We start from the raw sequence: 25,615 nt of genomic DNA, 5'->3' as shown, positions 1-25,615 counted from the left end.
GTTGAAAACTATAAAAATACAACTGAATAAAAATGGTTGAAGCTAGCAGATATTACAAATTTGATTGGATTACCATTATTCTTTTTCTATTGCTTGTTGGCTTTGGATGGTTAAACATTGTTTCGGCTTCCCATTCTGGAGACACTATAAATTACTTCGATTTTTCGCAACCTTACGGAAAACAGCTCATGTTTATATTTTTAACTATTGGGCTTATCATACTGGTTTTAGCTATTGAATCTAAATTTTACGAACGTTTTGCCAGTGTTATATATGTAATTTCCATGTTGTCGCTGGTTGGTTTATTTGTCTTTGGAAAAAGCGTTAACGGTGCTACTTCGTGGTATGGCATTGGTGGCATGACGCTACAACCCAGCGAATTTGCAAAAGCTGCCACAGCCCTAGCCGTTGCAAAATATGTAAGCGATTTAAACACAGATATTAAACGGATTAAAGACCAAATTAGCGTATTTGCAATTATTGCAATCCCTGCCATATTGGTTTTGCTTCAAAAAGATGCGGGTAGTACCTTAGTATATGGCAGTTTCATTTTTGTATTATATAGAGAAGGCTTATCTCCCATATACCTAATTATCTTATTCATGATAATTTTTATTAGTATTTGTTCCTTAAAATTTGGAGTTATCATTACCTCTGCAGTTGTTACCGTACTTATATTGGGGCATCATTTTTCCAAAAGACGGAAACCCTTGCTTATTCAACCTATTTCTATCATTATAATAAGTATTTTAGTTTCATTTGGCATTCGCTATTTTTACGATAACATCTTACCTTTTCATCAAAAAGACAGAATTACCATTTGGTTAAGTCTTGAGAAAGACCCTGTGAAATTGGAGCGCATGAAAAAAACCATCGCTTACAATTTAAATGAATCTGAAAAAGCCATTAGTTCTGGCGGATTAACAGGAAAAGGTTTTTTAGAAGGCACAAGAACCACTGGTAAATTTGTACCCGAACAGCACACCGATTATATTTTTAGTACCGTGGGCGAAGAATGGGGGTTTGTTGGTAGTGCAAGCGTTGTTATTGTTTTTGTACTGCTGTTTCTTCGTATTCTGCATTTAGCCGAATTACAACGCTCGCAATTTAGTCGTATGTATGGCTATGCGGTGGCTTCTATATTCTTTATGCACTTTTTCATAAATATTGGTATGGTTATGGGCGTAATCCCAACAATTGGTATTCCGCTGCCCATGTTTAGTTATGGAGGTTCCGGACTTTGGGGCTTTGCTATCTTATTATTTATTTTTGTTAAGTTAGATTCCGATAGGATCAACCAATGGTAAATTAACAAATTACTTTATTGAAATTTTTATGAAAAAAAACCTTTTCCTTTTAATAGGTATTACTATCATACTTTCATCCTGTTACGGTTCAAAAAGCATATTGAAAAATTCTTTTACCGTTGAAGAATCCAGCCTCATCATGAGTTCAGATTCTTTTACACCGATGCGTGTTTTCAAAATAACCAACAAGAAAGATTCTTTACTGCTCCGAACCAAAAGTCAGTACATAAAAGCAAATCCAAACGACGTTGTTCTACAAAGATTTGTTAACCGACTTTATGCCACTGTTAGAGACAGTATATCTTTAGGTGTCGGTATAGCGGCACCACAAGTAGGCATTTTAAAAAACATCATTTGGGTTCAACGTTTTGATAAAGAAAACTTTCCTTTTGAAGTGTATTTAAACCCTGTGATCAAAACTTATTCCGATGAAAAGCAAACTTTTAGAGAAGGCTGTTTGTCCATACCCAATAGAACTGATACTTTAAACTCTCGGGCTTTTTCAATTTTAATAGAATACGACACCATGGAAGCGGAACACAAAACCGAAACTATTGAAGGATTCACATCCGTTATTTTTCAACATGAAATAGACCACTTAAACGGCATTTTGTATTTAGATCATTTAAATAAAGAAATAAAAGAAGCTAATAAATAAACCGTTTTACTCAACCTTATCCCATCAAATAATCGTTAAAATACTTTATTGATATTATAAGGGCAAGAAACTTTTAATTAACGCATCCAAAATTACCATATATTACGTAGTTTAGTTGAACCCAAAATACCTACTTATGAGAAATTTCATTTATTTAAGCCTGCTTTGTGGTTTATTCTTCTTGAGCTGTAGTAATGATCAAGATGATAATATCATCATAAATCAAAATGACTTAGAGTCTTTACCAATAGACACTGGTGGTGTGCAAACAGCAAAGGTAATTGGAAGCACCAATGCTATTTATGGGCACTATATTTACACTCCAAGCGATTATAATAATGCCTCCCCTAATTACCCTTTGCTTGTTTTTTTACACGGATCTGGACAAGTTGGCAATAGCCAAACCAATCCTGATGTTTTAACAAACTTAATATATACGGGGCCTCCAAGTATGATTGAGCAAAAAAAATGGTCTCCAACATACCCCATGATCGTAGCATCACCTCAATTAACTTCGGGAAGCTGGAATGCAGATGATGTGCATAGCTTTATAAATTATTTAATCTCAACTTATAATATTAATACAGATAGAATCTATCTTACCGGTTACAGTTTAGGTGCCTATGGTTGTTATTCCTATATTTCAAAGTATGGAGCCGACTCCTATGCTCGAGCCATTGTTCCCATTGCAGGAGGTGGAGATGTAAATTCTGGAAATAAATATACCACTACTGCTGTTTGGGCATTTCATGGCGGTAGTGACAATGCGGTTCCAACAAGCCGATCAATAGATATGGTAAGTGCTATTAATGCATCAAACCCGAATACAAAAGCAAAAGTAACTATATACCCTGGTGTTGGTCACGACTCTGATACCAGAACTTTTGATGGCACAGGTATGAACTCAGAAAGCATTGATTATGATGCTTTTAATATGGACATTTATGATTGGATGTTTCTTTATAAAAAATAATCAATAAAAAAACCTACTTCTTAATCTCCAGTTTTTCAGCAAAATAATCGCAAAAATCTTTCATGGTAGCGGTCATTTTTTCATCTTGGGTCGCTCTATGAAAGGTATCGCTCATAGCCACTAAGGTTTGATGGAAAAACACTTTCATTTCGTCAACAGGCATATCTTTGATCCATAAATCGATACGCAAAGTTTCTTGGGTTTTAGAGTCCCAAACCGACAACATCATTGCTTTAGCTTCTTCGTTGGTAATACCACCATCTTCAGCAGTCCATTGCAGTTTTTCAGGCACTCTGTTGGCATCAAGTTCTACGGTTAACTCTATTTTAGATGTAATATTCGACATTATTTTCTTGGTTTAAACTTTGAATTATTAAAAATTTCTTCTGGGCTTTTTATCAACATATCCTTTAATGGCACTTCATTTTGTTCCATATAAGCCCTTACAATTTGCCAACCTATATATTGCCCTAAACGCCCAGGCGAATCGGTGTCAATATCTTCTAAATAGAATTTGGAAAAAGGCGCAGGGGAAATAAACCTGCCTGCTAATTTAGCGTCGGTGCTGTACAACAATTCCCGTTCTACAAAATACCGCCAAATATAACTTTCGTTGGCTAGCGCCCAATCTAGTTGTTCTTTGGTGTACCCAATGCGTTCTGCTTCAGATTTAAAAGGAATCACGGCATCCTTAAAATATAATTCCTTGCCAAAATAAATTAGTTCATCTAAAAACATTTTACTTGGTGCTTGATATATATATTTTTTAGCATACTCTGAAGCCAAATCGACAACTATTTGTCCTTTTTTTAGATCTTCTCTTAAATATTTAGGAATGTTTTCGTAAAATTCATGACTACTTCCTAAGTAATTATCTAGAGCAATAACCACAATAGTATCGGTTACTATAACGCGACTTCTATAATCCACATCGCTGGTTGTGGTGATAATTCTTGGGGTACGAAACTCGGGAAAATAATATTTTAAATGATTGAATAAGGATTCTATATCCAATTCCGTTTCATTTATACTTAAAAAGGTTTTCTCAACCTCTTTAGATAATAGCCTTTGGAAGGTATCCTGTACTTTTTCAATCCAAAAAGAATCTGGATATTCTTCTGAAAACATAAACGGATACGCCTGTTTTAATTTTGGAAGGTTCGTATTATCAATTTCAGCAAATAATAAATCAAATCGTTCTATTTTGGCGTCTAAATTAATCTTGGCAATTTCATTTTCCAACCTATTTTCATTTTTACAAGAAAAAGCCGTAAGCATAGCGATTAGGAAAATTACTGCATACTTCATATAAAACTTAATCGTCATAAATTTTTATTAATAAAGTGTTTCGTTTATTTTTGTTTGCAAAGGTACAATTCTTGGATTTAAATTCATTTAAAAATGCAAACAGATAAAGTTGTAAATTACATAGTTGATTGGTTAAGAGATTACGCAACCAAAGCAGGCGTAAATGGTTTTGTTATTGGTATTTCTGGTGGCATAGACTCTGCGGTAACATCTACATTATGCGCTAAAACCGGTTTAGATGTTTTGTGTATAGAAATGCCCATACATCAAGCAGAAAGTCACGTAACCAGAGCACAAGAACATATCAAGCAACTAACAGAACAGTTTGATAACGTAAGTGATACTCGAACCAATTTAACCCCCGTTTTTGAAGCTTTTAAAAGTGAAGTTTTTTTTGATGGTGACCAAGCTACTGTTGATATGGCGCTTGCAAATACCCGAGCACGTTTGCGCATGACAACGCTTTACTACTATGCTGGCTTATATAAATTGTTAGTAGCCGGTACTGGCAATAAAGTAGAAGATTTTGGAGTTGGTTTTTACACCAAGTATGGTGATGGCGGGGTAGATTTAAGTCCGATTGCCGATTTATTGAAATCTCAAGTTTACGAATTAGGAAGCTTCTTAAATATACCAGAATCCATTATGAAAGCACAACCTAGTGATGGATTATTTGGAGACTCCAGAAGTGATGAAGATCAAATAGGCGCATCGTACCCAGAATTGGAATGGGCCATGAAAATGGATGAGGCTGGCAAAAAATCAGAAGACTTTACAGGTAGGGAACAAACAGCTTTTAAAATATACAAAAAGTTTAATAATGCCAACAAACACAAGATGATACCCATACCCATTTGCGAAATCCCCAACAATATCTTGTAATTCTTGCAGATTGTTTAAAAGTTTACTACTTTTACGGCAAGCCTATTCTCTCAACAATAACTCTCTCTAACTTAATATTAAAAATAGGCCTAAAACATTATGATAAAATTATTGATAGCAGACAACCACCCAATTACAAGGAAAGGACTTGAAGTACTATTTTCAGCATCTTCCAACATTAAAATTGTTGCAAGTGTTGATAATGGCGATGCCATTTTAGAGTATGTCAAAAAAAATCCTGTTGACATTATTTTAACTGAAGCTGACCTACCTAAGCTTAATGGTTTAACCGTGTTACGTTATTTAAAAAATGACCATCCAGATGTTAAAACCATTATTCTTAGTGCTCAACCAGAAGAAGTGTATGCTGTAAACGCCATTAAAGCTGGTGCACATGGTTACATACACAAATCAGTTAACGTTATTACCATTAATGAAGCTATTTTAAAAGTAGCCGATGGTGGTATTTATTTAAGCAACGATTTAACCCAACAATTAGCTTTTGGAAACAGAGTTAATAGAGGCGGATCGTTCTACAAAAAACTATCAACTAGAGAAGCTGAAGTTTTAAAGCTTTTAACTATTGGTAGAAAAAACAAAGAAATCTCTAAAGAACTTGACATTAACGAAAAAACGGTTAGTACTTACAAAGCACGTTTAATGCGTAAATTAAAAGTTACCAATTTAGTTGATTTAGTTAGTCAAGCTAAGCTTAACGAATCGTTGTTATAATACACGATTTAGTTTTCTAGACAACAACATTTTTAGACCCGAATAGTCTTTTACTTCTTCAAGTACATTTCTATTCGTGTCTATTTTGTTTTGTAAGGTTTCCTGTTGAAACTCCTTCACTTTTTGGTCTATTAAAAAACAGCGCAGACTTAATATGGTTTCGCTTACCAATTGTGCCACACTATGTGTTTTTTCTTTGGGAAAAATATTCATACGCTGCCAATTATCTAAAGCATAGCGCTCATCTTCCATTAAAATATGGGTGATTTCATTACCCATTTCGGCATCTACTGAATTTATAAAATTTTTAAGTTCAAAATCCGGATTCTGATTAAGCGTATCAATAATGGTATAATATAGGCTTTTAAATTGTGGGTTGGTAAATTGCATTTCATCATCCTGAAGGTCTAAAAATATTTTTTCAAACACCTTTGCACGATGGATAACGGGCTCTAACACCAATTCCTTTTTTTCATTTTCTTTTAAAACCAAATCTTCAAAATCTTCGGTTCTATTCCCATATAACAATAAAGCCTCAATAATTTTACGCTCTAAAAGATATTGAACATCCACCTTTTTAACAGGTTGCTCGTGTTTAATAACATCAAACGCCTTTTGTTCCGCTTTGTATTGTTTGTTTTCTTCTTGAAATTCCTTTTTGTTAATTTGAGCCAGTGTACTAAACAACACTTCCTCGCTAATATCCATAATTCGGGCGCACTCCTGAACGTAGATTTCCTTTTTAATACGGTCTGGAATCTTTGAAATACTGTTTACAATATCTCGAACCGTTTCTGCTTTTTTAATGGGGTCGTTTTTAGACTCTTCAAATAAAATAGAGGCTTTAAACTGAATAAAATCTTTGGCATTGTCGTTTAAATAAGCAGAAAGCTCTTCCAAGGTATTTTGTTTTGCAAAACTATCGGGGTCTTCACCTTCAGGGAACGTGCAAACTTTTACGTTCATACCTTGTTCCAAAATTAAATCGATACCACGCAGGGAAGCGCGCATACCAGCTGCATCACCATCAAAAAGTACGGTGATGTTTTTTGTAAGCCTATTTATTAAGCGGATTTGCTCCGAAGTTAAAGCGGTTCCAGAGGAAGATACCACATTTGTAATACCTGTTTGGTGAAACTGAATTACATCGGTATAACCTTCAACCAAAAAACAATTATCTTCTTTGGCAATGCTTTGTTTTGCATGATGAATACCATACAGCACATTACTTTTATGGTAAATATCGCTTTCGGGCGAGTTTACATATTTAGCGGCTTTTTTATCGGTTATTAAAATACGGCCACCAAAACCCAAAACACGACCACTCATACTTTTTATAGGAAACATAACGCGCCCTTTAAACCTATCGAAGCGCTTATCATCCTTTACAATGGTAAGTCCTGTTTTTTCTAAAAAATCGATATTATAGCCTTGTTTTAACGCTTCATCTGTAAAAGCTTGCCATTCATTTAAGGAATATCCTAAATCGAATTTCTTAATGGTTTCTTCAGTAAAACCACGTTCTTTAAAATAACTTAACCCTATCGATCTTCCTTGATCGGTTTTATGCAGTATTTTTTGAAAATACGTGTTTGCAAATTCACTTACCAAATACAAACTTTCACGTTCGCTAGCCTTTTCTTTTTGCTCGTTACTTTGCTCGGTTTCCTCAATTTCAATATTATACTTTTTAGCTAAGTATTTTATAGCTTCAGGGTAGGTAAAATGCTCATGCTCCATTAAAAACGAAACCGCTGTACCACCTTTGCCCGTTGAGAAATCTTTCCATATTTGTTTTACGGGCGATACCATAAAACTAGGCGAACGTTCCTCGCTAAACGGACTCAAACCTTTAAAGTTACTTCCCGATTTTTTTAGTTGTACAAAATCGCCAATAACCTCCTCTACCCTGGCGGTTTCAAAAACTAAATCTATGGTTGCTGCTGATATCAATTATGGAAAATTATTTTTGAATGTAAAGATAATTATAAACTATTGATTAGTGAAATATACCTTTCTTTTGAAAATTTGTATTTGTGGGAAAATTTAGTAAATTCGTTTAACTGTAGATGAAGTTCATTGAAATGGAACTTTATTTTTGTATTAGGTGCAATTAATAACCGATATGAATAAAAACGAAATTCTAACATTAACAATCGCGATTGTAGCGGTCATAGTTTCCGTTGCAACTCCATTCGCTCAAAGAAAATATGAAGAATGGAAAGCGCGAATTAGTTTTAAATTGTATATCAAAAAATACCTTGGTGTCTTATTCAATATTCTAACCTATGACAAAATTGAGTACCACATTCCGAGTATTAAGGATGACCCTGAGAAAATACATTTAACCTTGCCAGAATTCTTAAACAGATTTGAGAAAGATTTCAAGGAGCATCAGAATACTGTTCAGTACAGAGTAGCATTTGCGGTCCTTCTAAATCTTCAAAATTTATTTTCTGTGATTAACAGGTCTAAAATTGAGATAAAAAGGATAGGTGTCGATGTTATGTATGAGCACACACTTGCATATGGCAGTAATTTATCAAAGAAAAATCTTAACAAGATTTATGGAATCTTATTATTAATGGAACACTATTCTTCAATTACCGCATTTCACGACAGGTTTAGTGAATTAAAGTCAATTAAAAGAATAAATAAAGATGGACGAATAGTAGGTTTGGAGTTAGACAAGGATATTTTGAAAGATCAACAAATGGTTGCTAATGATATGAAACATTTATGTAATCATGAACTATCGATAGAGGAAGTGATTAAGGTTAATAAACTGCTTATTCAGGAAACCAAGGACTTTTTTGAATATGATAAACTGATGAAAAAGAAAGCACCTAACAGCAAATAAACAAAAGCGCCAAAAGCATTACATTTGAGAAGGCGTCTTTGCCTATTTGCAAACATTAAATGAAAAAAGCTTCTGAATCAGAAGCTTTTTTTGTTTATTCAACACCTTTCAACTAATCCATATCAAACCGTAAACCGATAGATATATTATTCTGTTTGATGGTTTGATCTTTAAAAATAGGAGACAAATCGTATTTAACATACAACGCCACATCATCAAAAGCAATATATCCGCTTAAACCGTACACTAAATTACTGGTGTTAAAGCTTTGCTTTTGCTTGTCTTTTTTTCTATCGCCATCTAACTCGTATTTTAATTTTTGGCGTGTGCCTATGTTAAAACCGCCATATCCGCCAAGTCCTATTTTAAATTGATTGTCGGTAGAATATCTAAAATAAGTGTCTTTCTCTATTTTTTTAGATGGTCCAAATTCAAAATGCACAGGAAACACTAAATTGGTTACGGTAAGTTTGGATTTTTTAAGATTTTCGGGAAATACTTCTAAAGAGGTCTGGTCTCCATCTTGAACAAAGTATTGATTATCATTTGGTTTTAAACCATTAAACTGAAACGAATAACCATATTTTAAACGCATAAAATTAGATTCATTTAAAATGCGGGTTTTCCAAGCCCAACCTATTTCAAAAAAACGGGAACCTCCAAATTTATAAGGTGAATCGTCTAATTTTTCACCATCAATAATAGCATTGTTTAAACCGAAAGCTAGAACAAAATCGCTGGATGTTCTTAAATCATATTTTTTTGGTTTGTTCTTATAATTAATCTTTACACCAGCAAAACTTTCATCATTGCCGCCTATGCTAAAACCAACTCGCGATAAATCTTCTTCATTATTAATACGATAGCCTTCATCATTACGTTTCATGAGCATAATTTTATTATCAATTATAGCTAATCGATTTTCAATATTTAATGCCCGTTTTTTAGCAGATTCTTTCTTCAATATTTCTGCTTCTACATTTGTAATTTCACCCTTATCCAACCTTATATTAATAGCTTCAACTTCTGCTTTTAAAAAATTACGTTCTTCATTTTGAATTTGTTCTTTAAGATTTTCTAAGACTTCAATTTTGTCTTTATTTTTTCCATTTGGAATACTGTCTTGTGCATTGATGATTTGCACACTTAAACTTAGCACTGCTAGTGCTAAATACTTGGTAATTGTTTGCATAACTGTTCGTTTTTTGCTCCTAAGGAGCGTTAGTGATTGATTTTTGAATGATAAAAATTTTATTTTTTATTAATGAGATTCTTGCTTTCGCAGGAATGACAACTAATTATTCCGTTGTGCCACCGCCGATTTTACAGTACTATAACTGGCTTTGATGGCTTCAAATACTTTGCTTCTAAACGATTGGTCCAGATCTTCCTCAACCTCCTGAAGCAACATATTGGCATCCACGATGCCAGTGGTGGTATTGTACATTCTTTTAAATCGGATTTCTTTTTGAGCTTCAAGCAACAAGTTGTCTATAACAGCATCGGTAACTTCAATATTTTGTGATTTCAATACTTGTACTTTAGCAACAACATCTTGTATTTTTTGTTCTTCCAACGTTAAGCTTTCTTCATTTACTTTATCTAATTGAATAGGCTTTTCCGCTTTAACTGAATTGTTTTCTCTGGAAATGGCTATTGGATGTTCATTTGCATGATGCATAAGCTTTTCTTTTTGTGGAAGCTTTTCCTGATTACTTTTATTTTCAGGTTCTTTTATCACCTTTTCTTGCGTTTCAACCTCATCAACCGCCACCTGAATATTTTCATTTTTCTGAATAACTGTTGGCGAGTCTACTAGTTTAGGCTTTACTGCTTCAGTATTAAAAAACTGAAATGCTACAAATAAAACACCCACCATGCTAGCTGCTATACCCAGCCACCAAAAGGTTTTCTTATTCTGTTTTTTATCTTGGTGGTCTAAACGTTCTGAAAGTTTTTTCCACGCATGGCTAGATGGCTGTAAACTTCTAGCTTCTAACTTTTCCTTTATATTATTATCAAATTTATTTAATTCCATAACCTGTATTTTTATTCAGTTCCTGTAAGCGTTCTTGCAGCATTTTTCGTGCTTTAAATAATTGTGATTTTGATGTGCCTTCGGTAATTTTCAACATGTCTGCAATTTCATGATGCTTATAACCTTCAATGGCGTACATAACAAATACCATTTTATAGCCTTCGGGCAGTGCGTCAATTAATTGTTGTATTTGAGCTACTTCAACGCTTGTGTTAATATCATCGCTATACTCATTTACATTTTCAAAGTCTTCAACTGGAAATTCAACCTCTTTTTGCCGTCGTAAAAACGAAATGGACTCCCTAACCATAATGCGGCGTATCCAACCTTCAAAGCTACCATCTGCCCTAAAATTGTTCAAATTAGAAAACACTTTAAAAAACCCGTTAAGCATCGCTTCTTCGGCATGCTGAACATCTTTAATATAATACCTACAAACGCTTAACATTTTTGGCGCATGCAACTCAAACAAGAGGTGTTGTGCTTCCCTATTGCCTTTCGCTGCACTTTTAATAAGTGTAGGCTCGTCTTTATGGAGTTGTATTACTTTCAAAACTGAGTTCATTTAGTCTTCTATTTATAAAGACGCTTATTTTACACCAATGGTTGCCTGATGTAAAAATTTTTATTAAATATAATTTAATGTTGTTCAAATAGTCAATATAATTTACTAATTTAAACACATGCTTTCTTACTAAAATTATTTATTACACAATATAAATAGCAAATAATAGGCTAGTTTTTAAAATTTCGAATAATTTTTAATAAATTAATATAAAGACTGAATTTTATTTACTTATATAGTTAATTCCTTAAAAATCTTTTACCAATTTATTATATTTGGTTCTATAGCTTATAATATATGGATAACAATCATCTTTTCTCGTCTTACGACAAGCTCCCTAGTACTTGGGACGAAATGTACTGTGATAACAAGAAATTCAGAGCTCAATATGAGGGCTTTATTCAATATCTTGAAAACACATCTCCAGAAAAACTCACTAAGAAAGAAGACCTTTCTAAACAGCTATTTATGAGTCAGGGGGTTACTTTTACGGTTTATAATGACAATGAGGGTATTGAAAAAATATTTCCTTTTGATATTGTTCCCAGAATTATCACTGCACCCGAATGGGATAAAATTGAATCAGGTATTAAGCAACGTCTTAAGGCATTAAATCTATTTATAAAAGATATTTATAACGAACAGTTTATTATTAAAGACGGTTTAATTCCTGCCGATTTAATTTACTCCTGCCCCAATTTCCTAAGGGAAATGAAAGGTGTTAAAGTGCCTTACGATGTATATGTACACATTTCCGGAGTTGATTTGATAAGAAATAACGATGGTGAATTTTATGTACTTGAAGATAATTTAAGAACCCCATCAGGTGTGAGTTATATGTTGGAAAACAGAGAAATTTCCAAACGATTGTTTCCGGGCATTCTACCTAAAAGCCATGTGCGATCGGTATCAAATTACCCTAACATGCTTTACAAGAAGCTTAAGGAACTTTCAGACCTAAGCAACCCTAACATTGTATTATTAACACCGGGAATTTACAATTCAGCTTATTACGAGCATACCACACTGGCCCGTTTAATGGGTATTGAACTGGTGGAAGGCAGCGATTTGGTGGTTAAAAACCATTTTGTTTACATGAAAACCACCAACGGCTTAAAACAGGTAGATATAATTTACAGGCGTGTTGATGATGACTTCTTAGACCCTTTAGAGTTTAATGCGAAAAGCGTTTTAGGCGTTGCAGGTATTATGGCAGCGTACAGAAAAGGCCATGTAAACATTGTAAATGCTCCTGGAACTGGTATAGCAGACGATAAGGCTATATATATTTATGTACCAGATATGATTAAATATTATTTAAATGAAGAACCCATTTTAAAAAATATTGAAACCTATCAATTAGGAAGGCCAGACGAGTTGGAGTATGTAACCAAAAACATAAAAGAGATGGTTATTAAAAAAACCGATGGTAGCGGTGGTTATGGCATGCTAATGGGCCATGAAGCAACAGATGAAGAAATAAAAGATTATCTGGACAACGTTAAGAAAAAACCTGAAAACTTTATTGCACAACCCATACTTAGGCTATCAACAGCGCCATGTTATATTAACGGACAATTATCACCTCGTTGTATCGATTTACGTCCTTTTGCCCTAGCAGGGAAAGACGGTATCGATATTTGCCCTGGCGGACTTACAAGAGTTGCGCTTAAAAAAGGCTCGTTGGTGGTTAACAGTTCACAGGGCGGAGGCAGTAAAGACACTTGGGTATTAAAATAATTCAGAAAAAAATAATATATGTTAAGTAGAGTAGCAAATAACCTAATTTGGTTGGATAGATATATGGAACGAGGTAATGGTATTTTAAGTTTGCTTAAAGTGAACTTTTACGCCAATCAAGACTCTCCTGAATTATTTTCATGGACCCCAATTATTAAAAATTTTACAACTTCTGAAAACGAGTTTTACACAGAAGATGCCATAGAATGTATCGATTTTATGGTATTTAATACCGATAATTCAAACTCTGTTTTGAATATTGTTACAAAAGCCAGAGAAAACGCCCGAAGTGTACAAGAACATATTTCGAGAGAATTATGGTTATGTATCAATAATTACTATTTATATCTAACAGATAAAGATTTACCAAGACGGCTACGGGAAGAAGATCCTGTAGAATTTTTAGAAGATTTAAGAAATCACCACTTGATATATTACGGAACTTCCGATAATACCCAAGAACGAGGTCCTTCATACTATTTTATGAGTATTGGCAAATTTTTGGAACGTGTTATTCAAATATCTGATTTCACAGAATTTAAACTCATGGAAATTGGAAACACTTCTGATAGTTTGGAAAAAAGTTTTTACTGGAAAAATTTATTGCTTTCTATTGGCGGGTATCAATTGTATTTAAAAACCCATAAATCGACCTTTAACGAAGAACACATTATCAGAATGGTTTTTCAAGATAAATTATTCCCCAGATCGGTATATTACTGTGTCAATAAATTAAGCTGGTATATTACTAAACTTATTGACGCTAACGAGCTTGAAAAAACAAACTTGGAGTTTTTAATTGGAAAGCTAGAAAGCAACATAAAATATACAACTGTTGAAGCTATAAAAGAACAAGGATTACACAAATACATAGCTGACATTAAACAAGATATTAGAAATATCTCAATGAATGTCAACTCCGTTTATCTTTCTAATATTAACTGATAAAAAAAACATCATGGCAACATTCTATATAAAACATATTACAAAATTCAGTTATAGCAATAACGTAATTGATGGCGCAAATTTAATTAGGCTGTACCCAATAAATGATCAATATCAAAAAGTGAATTCTCATTTTATTTCGGTTACAAACAATCCATTTGTGGAATCGTTTAATGATTTTTATAACAACCGCGTCGGCACTTTTTTAATTACAGAACAACATGATGAATTAACTATTACTTCAGATGTTGAAGTAGTAACCTACGATAAGTTATTTCCAGAAGATACCATAGATTTAAAAACCCAATGGGAGGAATTAAAGACAAAAAAATACGATGCAGACATTATCGATTTTATTAAACCAACTCCATTTAGTGGCTCTGAGGATATTTTAAATTTAATTGCATCAAAAAACCTATATGAAAAAACACCTACCAAAGTTGTTTTAGAACTTTGTGAATATGTATATAACAACTTTAATTACATAAAAGGTGTAACAGATGTAGATTCTACGATAGACGATGTTTGGAAATTAAAAGCTGGTGTTTGTCAGGATTTTACAAACATTTTACTTCAAATGGTAAAAATGTGCGGTATTCCTGCGCGCTACGTTAGCGGGTATATTTGTCCTGCGGAAGATAACACAAGAGGCTTAGGAGCTACCCATGCATGGATTGAAGCTTACATTCCTTTTTATGGATGGTTTGGTGTAGATCCCACAAACAACGCTATTGCAAATGAAAACCATGTGCGGTTAGCCGTTGGCAGAAACTATGCCGATTGTTCTCCTGTAAAAGGTGTTTTTAAAAGAAAAGTAGATTCAGATTTGTTTGTTAAAGTTGAAATAAGTTCCACAAAAAACAAAGAAAGTTATGAACTGCCACCAAATACATTTTCCGATTCTAAAACCCATAATAGCTATCAGCAAAATTTAGATCGCATACAGCATCAACAACAACAACTACATCAAAATCAACAACAGCAACAGCAATAACAGGTTTTTAGCTCCTCTTTTATAATTTGAAAAACACTATTTTTCAGACTCGACTTTGTGAGAAATTTTTACTAACTTCGTTTAACATTTAACAACCGATAAAGTTCATTGAAACGGAACTTTATCTTTGTATTAAACGAAACTTAAAAAACCAAAACTACTTCTTCCTATCAATCACATAATTAACCATCAATTCCAGTGAATTTCTATAATCTGAATCTGGGTAAGTTTTAAGTAATTGCAAAGCTTCTTCTTGAAACTGCTTCATTTTGGCAATGGCATAATCCAACCCGCCATTATTTTTCACGTAAGCAATCACTTCTTTAACACGTTTTGTGTCCTTATTGTGGTTTTTTATGGAATTGATTAACCACTTTTTATCTTTCTTTTCCGCTTGATTCAGTACATAAATTAAAGGCAAGGTCATTTTCTGCTCTTTAATATCAATACCGGTAGGTTTGCCAATTTGGTCGTCGCTATAGTCAAATAAATCATCTTTAATTTGAAATGCCATACCAATAAGTTCGCCAAACTTTCGCATCGTTTCCACGTGTTGAGATTCTGGTTTTACGGAAGCAGCACCTAAAGTACAACAAGCAGCAATTAAAGTAGCTGTTTTTTGGCGTATAATTTCGTAGTAAACAGCTTCGGTAATATCAAGTTTTCTAGCTTTTTCAATTTGAAGCAATTCACCCTCGCTCATTTCCCGTACGGCAATGGAAATGATTTTAAGCAAATCAAAATCGTTATTATCGATACTTAAAAGCAAGCCTTTTGACAGCAAATAATCGCCAATTAAAACCGCTATTTTATTTTTCCAAAGAGCGTTTACAGAGAAAAACCCACGGCGGCGGTTGCTATCATCTACCACATCATCATGAACCAAGGTGGCGGTATGTATAAGTTCAATAACCGAAGCACCTCTATAAGTACGTTCGCTCACCTCGCCATTGGACACCATTTTAGCAACTAAGAAAACAAACATAGGGCGCATTTGCTTCCCTTTTCGGTTTACTATATACGTTGTAATTCTATTAAGCAACGCCACTTTACTAGACATTGAAAGTAGGAACTTTTGCTCGAAAAGATCCATCTCAAAGGCTATGGGGTATTTTATTTGCTCTACTATTTTCAAATTAAAAAATTACTTTATAACAACAAACGTACTAAAAAAATACTTGAACTACATAAATAATTACAACCCACTTATAATTAACTTTTTAAGTTTGAATACTTTCTCGATATTTTATATATTGTTAATTAATTAATCTTAAAAACCCTCTTTGCTTATGAAAAATTTTACTTTGTTATGGCTTACTTTATCTCTTTTTTTTAGTTTTCAAAGCAATGCCCAAATTTTTGATTCTGAAAACTTTAATGCCCTAACTGCGGGAAATATTGGCACCAATACTACTGGTACAGTAGCTGGCCAAGGTAACTTCTATACTATTACAAATACTGGTTTAAATTCCGATTTTCAAATAGTTGATGCAGGTGGAGGCGACAATGTTTTACAAATCACTGGATCAAGTAATGGAAGTGGTACGAGATATATTTGGAAAGATGGATTGAATGATTTTTGGAATAATACCAGAACACCAACAAATAATATCATTGAAGTGGAGTTTTGGTTTTTTACTGGCTCTACAACAACAAGTAAAAATGAAATAAGTGTAGAAATATATGATACTGGTTACACGAAAATCATTGCAGGACTTGTTTTTTTTCCAGAAACTAAAATCATTGAGGGTTTACTTTATGCTAATGGCAGTAGTGGCCTGGGCACATATTATGTCTTTTTAGGCAATGGAGGTACAGCAGATGTGGTACTATTAGAAGATACTTGGTATAAAGCAGGAATAGCATTTGATGTAACAACCGGAGAAGTTACGTACAGGAGCAGTGATTTTTACTTGGCTTATAATGGAAGCGCTATGGGCAATACTCCTTTTGAAACTGATATAGTAGTTTATCCTGGCACAGATAATACGGTTTCAACAACATCTTATTTTGACGATTTTAAGGTACGAGCCGTTGCTACTGAGATGTTACTATTAGGAGTGGATAATAATGAGATATCCAAATCAATTAAATTATTCCCAAATCCTGTAAATGATGTTATTAATTTAACAATGCCCAACACGATTAAACCTGATAGGTTTGAAATTTCCGACATCAATGGAAGAATAGTTAAAACCTTAATTGATAAAAACATAAGAAATCAAATATCAGTTTCAGAATTAAGTAGTGGTGTTTATTTATTAAATATATATTCAACTGAAGGTAAAACTACTAAGAAGTTTATAAAAAATTAATTCGTTTCAAACTTAGTAAAAAGCTGTTGTCCATACAGCTTTTTACTTTTTAACTCTTATTAGCCAATTGCCCGCAAGCGGCATCTATATCTTTACCTCTGCTTCGGCGTACATTTACAACAATTCGGTTTTTTTCTAAATGACTTATATAATTTTCTAAAGCTTCGTTGGATGCTTGTTGAAACTCGCCATCGTCAATAGGGTTATATTCTATAATATTGACTTTACATGGTACATATTTACAAAACTTAACAAAGGCATCAATATCTTTTTGGGTATCGTTAATACCTTTCCAAACCACATATTCATAACTAATTTTTCGTTTGGTTTTAGCATACCAATACTCTAAAGCTTCGCGTAGATCTTCTAAAGGAAAGGTTTCATTGAACGGCATGATGGTAGTTCGAACTTCATCTATTGCGGAATGTAACGACACTGCTAAATTGAACTTCACATCATCATCGGCCATTTTTTTAATCATTTTTGGTACGCCCGATGTGGAAACGGTAATACGTTTTGGCGACATGCCCAAGCCTTCGGGAGATGTAATTTTATCAATGGCCTTGATAACGTTGTTATAGTTCATAAGCGGTTCGCCCATGCCCATGAACACGATATTGCTTAATGGACGATTGAAATACAATTTACTTTCGTTATCGATGGCTACTACTTGATCGTAAATTTCGTCGGGGTTTAAATTACGCATACGTTTTAAACGCGCCGTGGCACAAAACCTGCAATCTAAACTACACCCTACTTGACTGGACACGCATGCGGTGGTTCTAGTGGCCGTTGGGATTAAAACCGACTCCACAATCAGTCCATCGTGTAAACGTACCGCATTTTTAACCGTACCATCGTTACTACGCTGCATGGTATCTACTTTTATATGGTTGATAACAAAGTTATCTTCCAGCATTTGGCGTGTTTCTTTTGAAACATTGGTCATATCTTCAAACGAATGCGCTCCTTTTTGCCACAACCATTCGTAAACTTGGTTGCCACGAAAGGCTTTATCTCCTTGTTTTTCGAAAAATTCTCGAAGTTGCTCTTTGGTTAATGCGCGAATGTCTTTTTTTGTTGCTGCCATATATGATGCAAAAATAGTGAAACGATTTACGATTTACGGTTTTTGATTTACGAATTATGAATTATGAATTACTATTGACGGTTTACGAAAAACCTAATAACCTTATAAACTCATAAACAAATAACGAATTATGGTTTTTGATTTACGAATTATGAATTGATGTTGGAATTTGCATTAGCGGTTGCAATGGAAAGCCCACAGCGAGGTACGAGCGAGGACTTGCAATGGAAAACGCGACCCGATAGGGGAATGCCCAAATAAAAATAGATTTCTGCTTTGGCAGGAATGAAAAAGCCTTGAATTAACAAGGCTTTTTTGGAATTTATATGATTAACATGGCATCGCCATAACTGTAGAATTTGTATTTTTCTTTTACAGCTTCTTCGTATGCTTTTTTAATGAAATCGTGTCCTGCAAATGCTGAAACCATCATTAAAAGTGTTGATTTTGGCGTATGGAAGTTAGTAATCATGCAATTTGCGATACTAAAATCGTATGGAGGGAAAATGAATTTGTTTGTCCATCCATCTATTTCGTTTAATTCGCCGTTTGAAGACACCGAACTTTCTATAGCACGCATAGCCGTAGTACCTACTGCGCAAATACGTTTTTTTCTTTTTTTGGCAGCATTAACTATTTCTACCGCTTTGCTTTCAATTTTAAGCTCTTCGCTATCCATTTTATGTTTAGAAAGGTCTTCTACCTCTACTGGATTGAAAGTTCCTAAACCAACGTGCAAGGTTACCTCAGCAAATTTCACTCCTTTAATTTCTAAACGTTTTAATAGGTGCTTAGAGAAATGTAGACCTGCTGTTGGAGCTGCTACGGCACCTTCATTTTTAGCATAAATGGTTTGGTAACGCTCTTCATCTTCTGGTTGCACTTCTCTTTTTATGTATTTAGGAAGTGGTGTTTCACCAAGTTCGTTTAATTTTCTTCGGAATTCTTTATAAGAACCGTCATATAAAAAACGTAAGGTACGACCTCTTGATGTGGTGTTGTCTATAACCTCTGCTACTAAGGTATCATCATCACCAAAATATAATTTATTACCAATTCTTATTTTACGGGCTGGATCTACCAAAACATCCCAAAGGCGTTGTTCTTCGTTTAATTCGCGCAATAAAAACACTTCGATTCTTGCTCCTGTTTTTTCTTTATTACCATATAAACGGGCAGGAAATACTTTAGTGTTGTTAAGAATTAAAACATCGTCTTCATCAAAATACTCGATAATATCCTTGAACATTTTATGCTCGATGGTTTGTTTTTTTCTATCTAAAACCATTAAACGAGATTCATCTCTATTTTCTGCTGGGTATTCTGCTAATAATTCTTCCGGTAAATTAAAACCAAAGTGTGATAATTTCATTTGCTAAAATTTATTTTTATTAATTGTCAAATGGCACATTCAATAAGACATTTCTAAACTATATAAAAAACATAGAAATTGAATGGTTCATTTAAAAAAAGTTTATGTGTTTATTTGTTTATCCGTTTATAAACCAATACTGAAATTATAAACGGGTGCAAATATACGATTGTGAAATAGGCGTTGTCAAGTAAATACGTGATTATTATTTAGTTATTTTAAAACCAATGGATTCTAGGTCGTCCCAAAAGGTTGGATACGATTTTGAAACCACCTCAGCATCTTCAATAACTATAGGCGCTTTGAGGGCTATTGGTGCAAACGCCATGGCCATTCTATGGTCGTTATAAGTGGCAATTGGCACATATTCCTTTATGGTATTTGAAGCGGACAGATGTAAAGATTTATCTGTTATTTCTACGGTTCCGCCTAATTTTTCAATTTCGGTTTTTAAAGCAACCAATCTATCGGTTTCTTTTATTTTTAAGGTGTGAAGCCCTGTTAAATTACAAGGCAAACCTAATGCAAAACAGGTTACCGCAATGGTTTGGGCAATATCTGGAGCGTTTGCCAAATCGAATTCGATTACAGATTCACGATTGATGGTTGACACTTTTTTTAGAGTTACTGAATTGTTTTTGAATGTTGTTTCAACCCCAAAAGATTTATAAATATCTACTAAAACCGAATCGCCTTGCAACGAATTTTCTTTGTAAGATGACAAGGTTATTTCTGTTCCAACCTCGCAAAGTGCCGCAATACTGAAATAGTAAGACGCTGAAGACCAATCGGATTCTACGGTTAATGTCTTTGGTGTTATGTTTTTGGTGTTGGGTTTAACGGTTATGGTGTTCCCTATGAATGAAGATTCTACACCTATTTCATCCAACAAACTCAAGGTCATTTTTATATAAGGCACGGAGGTAATTTCGCCTTCCAAAGTTAACTCAATACCGTTTTCTAGTTTGGAAGCAATTAACAATAAAGCTGAAATGTACTGACTGCTAACATTTGCTTTTAAGGAAACTTTGTTTTTAGTTAATTTTTTTCCTGTAATTTTTATAGGCGGAAACCCTTCATTTTCTACATAACTAATCTCTGCACCAAGTTCTTTTAAAGCTTCCACTAAAATTTGAATGGGGCGTTCCTTCATGCGTTTAGAACCGGTAAGAGTTACCTCGCGCCCTTCTTGAATGGAGAAATAGGCTGTTAGAAATCGCATGGCGGTTCCTGCGTGATGAATATCGACTAAGTTGGACGATGATTTTAAAGCATCCGTCATTACACAACTATCATCTGAATTAGATACATTTTCTAGATTTATGGTTGGGTATAAGGCTTGTAAAAGCAACAATCTGTTCGATTCGCTTTTTGAACCTGTAATAGTGATTTCAGAATGACGATTTTCGATTTTCGATTTTTGAAGTGTGATATTCATTTTATAATTTAAAAAACTAACAAATAGTTCTCGACGGTACTTCGACAAGCTCAGTGTGACACGCTCGAACTGACAATAAAAAAACGCTTCTTAAAAGAAGCGTTCAAATATACTTATAATTTATTTTAGTTTTTCATTATTATGATGCCTATCGTGGTCCCGTTTGCCTTTCTTATCCATGCGTTTGTTGAAAGCTTCTTGCAAATCTACCCCTGTTTGGTTTGCTAAACACAATACCACAAACAATACATCGGCAAGTTCTTCGCCCAAGTCTTTGTCTTTATCACTTTCTTTTTCGCTTTGTTCTCCATAACGACGGGCAATAATACGGGCTACCTCGCCTACTTCTTCGGTTAGTTGTGCCATATTGGTAAGCTCGTTAAAATAGCGAACGCCATGATCTTTAATCCAATTATCTACTTCTTGTTGTGCGTTTTGAATGTTCATTATACTTTTGTTAAAACAATTTGTTCTGCTTCCTTTTCTACTAAGCTGCTAAAATACGCTTTTAAGGCATCATAATAAATAGGTGATATAATGGATTGGTTTATTTCTACATCTATAACCAATTGAATTTTTGTATCGGATGCCAATAAATTATATTTGAATGAACCCAAGTTATCTGGCAACGCTAATACTACGGGCGTTGGAGCAGATTCAACTTTGTACCCTTCCGGTAAATCTATATTTATCAAGTATTTTGTACTTGAAGGGTATCCAAAATCAACTGGAAATTCTCTTTTTTCTAATTTAAAGGGGTTTTCGCTAGTTTTCAAAAAGAACAGTGGTGAAAAGTATAATTTATTTCCAATAACATCTGCTTGACTTTCTTTCAAAAATTTATAAGATTCTACAATAGGTTTAGAAATATCAAAATCATTTTTAATATCAAAATCCGAAATTTCCATACCGCCGTATTTATTTTCCAATTTCTCTAAAAAATCTTCTTTTTTCGCATCATTATATTTTTCTCTATAAGAAAGTGCATCGTGGTTGTATTTTATTCCTCGGTAGCTCCCATTTAAAGTGCCGTTTTCTGAAATAGCAGCTAACATCGATATGGTATTTTTAGATGGTTCTTTAGGGTACAAATCAATTAACTCTGAACCGCCATGTTCTGCGATAACCCTGCCTTGCCAATTTAATGCTCTAAAAGGAAGCGTATTGGGTGTACAGTACTTATTTGTGGCATCCAACAAAATGATTCCATCTGGCAATTTAACATAAGACACTACATAATTATACCCTTCCCTTGTAGGGAATAATGGAACCCCATTTTGGCGTGTACTTACTAATACGGGAAACGCTTTTAAACCTGCATAGCGCAACATAGAAGTTAGCATTAAATTAATTTCGGCTACATTACCTACTTGATCTTTATAGGCTTTTTTTACACCCTCATTTGTGTAATAACCATAATACCCATTCCATTTTACCTTGTTTTTTACAAAATCAAATATTAACGACGTACGTTGAACAGGGTCTGAAATAGTCCCTATAATTTCATCTATTTCTTTTTCATAATAACCCGATTTATTTAATTCTGAACCAAAGTTTGGGTTATCGTAAATGGATTTTACAACATCTTCCCAAGTTGTAGAATAATATTTCATTGGTGTTTGCGGGAAATCTGTATAAGATAATTCATAGTTAATAGCAGAACGGTAATTATTAATATTATTTACATAGGGTTCATCTTTAAGGGCTGGGATATCTGATAAACTAAACTCGTAAACATTTGCATAATAATCGACATTTGATGTACTGAATTCAGTATTACCACTTACATGTCTTGTTTTGTTGTTAAACGTTATTCTATCATTTTTTTTACTCATTTTAGGCGTTACAGAGAGAAAACCTTTGGTATTTGCCTTAAATTTATAGTATTCTGGTGCTGAAAATGTAGCGTCTAACTTTTTTATTGGAATATCCTCCTGAAATATAAAATCATCTACGTTCCAAAAAAACGGTGAATAAATTTTATACTTATACTCTACAACGCAACCTTCTTTAACATTGGGCATAGTGAATTTGGTTTCATCAAAATATTTAGATAGCTCTGTTTTAAAAATACCATCATTTTTAAGTTTGGTTTCTTCAATTTTACCTTCATTTAAAATATATGTAGATGCTTTAAGGCTACTAACCTCTTCTTCATCACCACCACTTTTATAAAGATTTACTTTATTTGTGGTGTATTCAAACCCCTGTTGATTGTAAATTTTAACACGTTCATGAATTTCAGTAACCAACACAAAACCTTTTTCTTGGCGGTATTCAAAATAAGTTTTTCTAAACTTATATAAATAAGTGGCATTTGCAGATGAATCTAAAGGATTAAATTTTTCTTCCAATTCTTCTTTTGAAACTTTTCCAAAATCAAAATTTTGGGCAAACATGCTTGTACAAAAGCATATACTTAATAAAAAGGCTGTAATTTTCATTTATTGTTGGTTTTTAATTAATGCTATTTTTGAATTGTCATATTTATTTACTTCCTTATAAAACTCTCTATAAGTTTCGTAATCTTCTTTTGGGTACTCACCATCATTAATTACCAATTCGCGTTTATAGAGTAATGTTGATTCATCTTTAACAACAATTTCTGCCTTATAGCTGCCAAATTTATTTTCTATTAAAACATTATCAGGTTGCGATTCTAAAGTAAAATCGGGTGGCAGCTTAATTTCAACTTCATCTATATCTTTAAAGCCCCTTTTTATTTTAAGTGGCAATTTTCTATCTCTATAACGGTCTGGAACATCGGTATTTCTATTTAAGGCATTTACCGTTAGCAACATTCTATTGCCTACTATTTTAGAGTAATTGGGTGCAAAGAAACTAATATCTTCAATAAATTCAATGGCTAATTTATCATTATTGAGGTGCATTTTATTAATATTAATTCCATTAATATATTTCCATCGCTTTTTGTAATAAACATCTAGATCTCTTTCTGTATCACTTTCATATAAATATTTATTATCATATTGAATCCCTTTGGAGTTTACATTTGTTCTTACATCTATATCACCATTATTAGATACACTATAACTTCCTTTAATTATTTGTAAATTTTCCTCAGTAGTATATTTTTTAGTATGTTTAATCACACCTCCATCTGGCGTAACAACTAGTACATCCCTATCATCTGTAAAATCGCCGATAAAACCAAAGGGGGCTTTTTGACTTGTACATTCCAACCAAATAGTTTGACCATTATTTGGAATAGAAAGAATAGCATGGTTAGCCTGCATAGAAGCAAAATTTTCATCCATACTTCGTTGCGAATTCCCTGCAAAAAGCAAGGTAAAATAAGATTCAATTCCCACAGCTTTTAAAAGAGTCATTGTATAATTAGTCAAAGCCTTACAATCGCCATAACTAAGTTTATCAACCTCTGAAGCTTTAAAAGGCTTCCATCCACCAATACCTACTTGCACACTTATGTAACGTGTTTTATCTTGAACATATTGATATATTTTTTTTGCTTTTTCTATTTCATTCTCTTCTTCTTTAACAAGATTTTGAATCATATTAATAGTGCTTTCTGGTAAATCACTTGTATCGTTCAATAAATCTTGATAAACCCATTTTCCAAAACTCATCCAATTATCCGCCGTTGCCGATACTCCTTCATACACAAATCGATTAGAAGCAAATATCACTGTTGGAAGCACATCAATTAAAGCTGGACTATACTGTTCTGGCTTAATAGCTTCCATGTTTTTTACACTATAGATTATTTTAGTTGGTAATTCTTCTTTAAACACATCTAACCCTTCTAAATTTTTCTCTTTGGTTCTAATAGTTATATCACTTGGAAAATTTATGGTGTACGAGCTCTTTTCCACACTTAAAAAATAATCATTAACGGGTGTAAAAGACTGTATAAAGGCAGTGTTTTTAGTATTTATTTCGCAAATAAACTCAACCGTATAAGGGTACGAAATGGGCGTATACTCTAAATATTTAACCCTAGAATCACTATACAATGTACCGCCATCAACAGCGCTTACATCTTTAAAATCGTTCTTTTTTATTTTTTTAATAACAGCTCCAAGTTGGTTAAAAACTAAAACTTCCAAGGTTTTAATTTTCACATTGTTATCATAATGCACAAAAGCGTCTAAGCTACCATTCCCTTCTTTATTTAAAATGGTTATAATCCGTTTTTCATAAACCGTCATATCATCAATGGCATTCATGGTGATATTTAATTCGCTGGAACGAATAACAGCATTGGCATTTTCCTTTAAATTAATAGGAATTGAAAAACTGGTGTATAAATTTTCTTGTGAATAAATTTGTATGCTAGCGAATAAAATAAAGTATAATACAATGTGCTTTACCTGCATATATTAAGTTTAGGTTGGTTAAAGTCCTAAATATAAAATA

23 protein-coding genes are annotated in these 25,615 nt (G+C 33.5%); 10 read left to right on the top strand and 13 right to left on the bottom strand.

The window, feature by feature from the left end; translation table 11 throughout:
- Positions 1-32 precede the first annotated feature (32 nt).
- The 3 genes from rodA (at position 33) to J8H85_RS04665 (ending at position 2,938) form a co-directional block, all read left to right on the top strand.
- The gene (gene rodA, locus J8H85_RS04675; RefSeq protein ID WP_209653141.1) at positions 33-1,307 is read left to right on the top strand and encodes a rod shape-determining protein RodA; all 1,275 of its coding nucleotides are present in this window, start codon (positions 33-35) and stop codon (positions 1,305-1,307) included.
- A gap of 28 nt (positions 1,308-1,335) precedes the next feature.
- Entirely contained in the window at positions 1,336-1,965 is a 630-nt protein-coding gene (def, locus tag J8H85_RS04670; RefSeq protein ID WP_209653139.1) for a peptide deformylase, read from the top strand.
- 136 nt (positions 1,966-2,101) lie between these two features.
- Positions 2,102-2,938 carry a carboxylesterase family protein gene (locus tag J8H85_RS04665; protein ID WP_209653137.1) on the top strand — a complete coding sequence of 279 codons (837 nt, stop codon included), beginning with the start codon at positions 2,102-2,104 and terminating at the stop codon, positions 2,936-2,938.
- Between the two features lie 13 nt (positions 2,939-2,951).
- Here J8H85_RS04665 and gldC read toward each other — a convergent pair whose 3' ends face one another.
- The gene (gldC, locus tag J8H85_RS04660; protein ID WP_209653135.1) at positions 2,952-3,284 is read right to left on the bottom strand and encodes a gliding motility protein GldC; all 333 of its coding nucleotides are present in this window, start codon (positions 3,282-3,284) and stop codon (positions 2,952-2,954) included.
- Complete coding sequence (gene gldB / locus J8H85_RS04655) at positions 3,284-4,246, bottom strand: gliding motility lipoprotein GldB (RefSeq protein ID WP_209653133.1); 963 nt, start codon at positions 4,244-4,246, stop codon at positions 3,284-3,286. The genes gldC and gldB overlap by 1 nt, the downstream gene beginning before the upstream one ends.
- A gap of 93 nt (positions 4,247-4,339) precedes the next feature.
- Between gldB and nadE the strand changes: the two genes are divergently transcribed.
- Entirely contained in the window at positions 4,340-5,128 is a 789-nt protein-coding gene (nadE, locus tag J8H85_RS04650; RefSeq protein WP_209653131.1) for an NAD(+) synthase, read from the top strand.
- Positions 5,129-5,227: 99 nt separating this feature from the next.
- Complete coding sequence (locus J8H85_RS04645; protein ID WP_209653129.1) at positions 5,228-5,860, top strand: response regulator transcription factor; 633 nt, start codon at positions 5,228-5,230, stop codon at positions 5,858-5,860.
- Here J8H85_RS04645 and dnaG read toward each other — a convergent pair.
- The gene (dnaG, locus tag J8H85_RS04640) at positions 5,855-7,813 is read right to left on the bottom strand and encodes a DNA primase (RefSeq protein WP_209653127.1); all 1,959 of its coding nucleotides are present in this window, start codon (positions 7,811-7,813) and stop codon (positions 5,855-5,857) included. The two genes, J8H85_RS04645 and dnaG, sit on opposite strands and share 6 nt — an antisense overlap.
- A gap of 172 nt (positions 7,814-7,985) precedes the next feature.
- Between dnaG and J8H85_RS04635 the strand changes: the two genes are divergently transcribed.
- A complete protein-coding gene (locus J8H85_RS04635) occupies positions 7,986-8,720 on the top strand; it encodes a hypothetical protein (protein WP_209653125.1) in 735 nt (244 codons plus the stop codon).
- A 112-nt stretch (positions 8,721-8,832) separates the two neighbouring features.
- Here J8H85_RS04635 and J8H85_RS04630 read toward each other — a convergent pair whose 3' ends face one another.
- The 3 genes from J8H85_RS04630 to J8H85_RS04620 all read right to left on the bottom strand — a co-directional run bounded on the left by J8H85_RS04630 (position 8,833) and on the right by J8H85_RS04620 (position 11,311).
- A complete protein-coding gene (locus J8H85_RS04630; RefSeq protein ID WP_209653123.1) occupies positions 8,833-9,912 on the bottom strand; it encodes a hypothetical protein in 1,080 nt (359 codons plus the stop codon).
- 102 nt (positions 9,913-10,014) lie between these two features.
- Positions 10,015-10,758 carry a hypothetical protein gene (locus J8H85_RS04625; RefSeq protein ID WP_209653121.1) on the bottom strand — a complete coding sequence of 248 codons (744 nt, stop codon included), beginning with the start codon at positions 10,756-10,758 and terminating at the stop codon, positions 10,015-10,017.
- Complete coding sequence (locus tag J8H85_RS04620; protein ID WP_209653119.1) at positions 10,745-11,311, bottom strand: RNA polymerase sigma factor; 567 nt, start codon at positions 11,309-11,311, stop codon at positions 10,745-10,747. The genes J8H85_RS04625 and J8H85_RS04620 overlap by 14 nt, the downstream gene beginning before the upstream one ends.
- 309 nt (positions 11,312-11,620) lie before the next feature.
- Between J8H85_RS04620 and J8H85_RS04615 the strand changes: the two genes are divergently transcribed.
- From J8H85_RS04615 to J8H85_RS04605, 3 genes are read left to right on the top strand one after another with little or no spacing between them, the layout of a single operon-like run.
- Positions 11,621-13,063, top strand: a complete 1,443-nt coding sequence (locus J8H85_RS04615; RefSeq protein ID WP_209653117.1) for a circularly permuted type 2 ATP-grasp protein — start codon at positions 11,621-11,623, stop codon at positions 13,061-13,063.
- An 18-nt stretch (positions 13,064-13,081) separates the two neighbouring features.
- The gene (locus J8H85_RS04610; protein ID WP_209653116.1) at positions 13,082-14,008 is read left to right on the top strand and encodes an alpha-E domain-containing protein; all 927 of its coding nucleotides are present in this window, start codon (positions 13,082-13,084) and stop codon (positions 14,006-14,008) included.
- A 13-nt stretch (positions 14,009-14,021) separates the two neighbouring features.
- The gene (locus J8H85_RS04605) at positions 14,022-15,002 is read left to right on the top strand and encodes a transglutaminase family protein (protein ID WP_209653114.1); all 981 of its coding nucleotides are present in this window, start codon (positions 14,022-14,024) and stop codon (positions 15,000-15,002) included.
- A gap of 157 nt (positions 15,003-15,159) precedes the next feature.
- On the opposite strand, the gene J8H85_RS04600 is transcribed toward J8H85_RS04605, so the two are convergent.
- Entirely contained in the window at positions 15,160-16,137 is a 978-nt protein-coding gene (locus tag J8H85_RS04600; RefSeq protein WP_209653112.1) for a polyprenyl synthetase family protein, read from the bottom strand.
- A gap of 154 nt (positions 16,138-16,291) precedes the next feature.
- Between J8H85_RS04600 and J8H85_RS04595 the strand changes: the two genes are divergently transcribed.
- The gene (locus tag J8H85_RS04595; protein WP_209653110.1) at positions 16,292-17,317 is read left to right on the top strand and encodes a T9SS type A sorting domain-containing protein; all 1,026 of its coding nucleotides are present in this window, start codon (positions 16,292-16,294) and stop codon (positions 17,315-17,317) included.
- A gap of 49 nt (positions 17,318-17,366) precedes the next feature.
- Here J8H85_RS04595 and rlmN read toward each other — a convergent pair whose 3' ends face one another.
- The 6 genes from rlmN to J8H85_RS04565 form a co-directional block, all read right to left on the bottom strand.
- Positions 17,367-18,407, bottom strand: a complete 1,041-nt coding sequence (rlmN, locus tag J8H85_RS04590) for a 23S rRNA (adenine(2503)-C(2))-methyltransferase RlmN (RefSeq protein ID WP_209653108.1) — start codon at positions 18,405-18,407, stop codon at positions 17,367-17,369.
- Positions 18,408-18,729: 322 nt separating this feature from the next.
- Entirely contained in the window at positions 18,730-19,779 is a 1,050-nt protein-coding gene (gene queA, locus J8H85_RS04585; protein ID WP_209653106.1) for a tRNA preQ1(34) S-adenosylmethionine ribosyltransferase-isomerase QueA, read from the bottom strand.
- Positions 19,780-19,984: 205 nt separating this feature from the next.
- Positions 19,985-21,217, bottom strand: a complete 1,233-nt coding sequence (gene aroA, locus J8H85_RS04580) for a 3-phosphoshikimate 1-carboxyvinyltransferase (RefSeq protein ID WP_209653104.1) — start codon at positions 21,215-21,217, stop codon at positions 19,985-19,987.
- A gap of 120 nt (positions 21,218-21,337) precedes the next feature.
- Positions 21,338-21,664, bottom strand: a complete 327-nt coding sequence (locus J8H85_RS04575) for a nucleotide pyrophosphohydrolase (protein ID WP_209653102.1) — start codon at positions 21,662-21,664, stop codon at positions 21,338-21,340.
- Complete coding sequence (locus J8H85_RS04570; protein WP_209653101.1) at positions 21,664-23,661, bottom strand: transglutaminase domain-containing protein; 1,998 nt, start codon at positions 23,659-23,661, stop codon at positions 21,664-21,666. Before J8H85_RS04570 ends, J8H85_RS04575 begins: the two co-directional genes overlap by 1 nt.
- The gene (locus J8H85_RS04565; protein ID WP_209653098.1) at positions 23,662-25,575 is read right to left on the bottom strand and encodes a DUF3857 domain-containing transglutaminase family protein; all 1,914 of its coding nucleotides are present in this window, start codon (positions 25,573-25,575) and stop codon (positions 23,662-23,664) included.
- Between the last annotated feature and the right edge of the window lie 40 nt (positions 25,576-25,615).

It is taken from the genome of Mariniflexile gromovii (genome assembly GCF_017814435.1).
In the GTDB taxonomy this organism is placed as follows: domain Bacteria; phylum Bacteroidota; class Bacteroidia; order Flavobacteriales; family Flavobacteriaceae; genus Mariniflexile; species Mariniflexile gromovii.
This window is presented reverse-complemented; position numbering and strand designations above follow the sequence as displayed.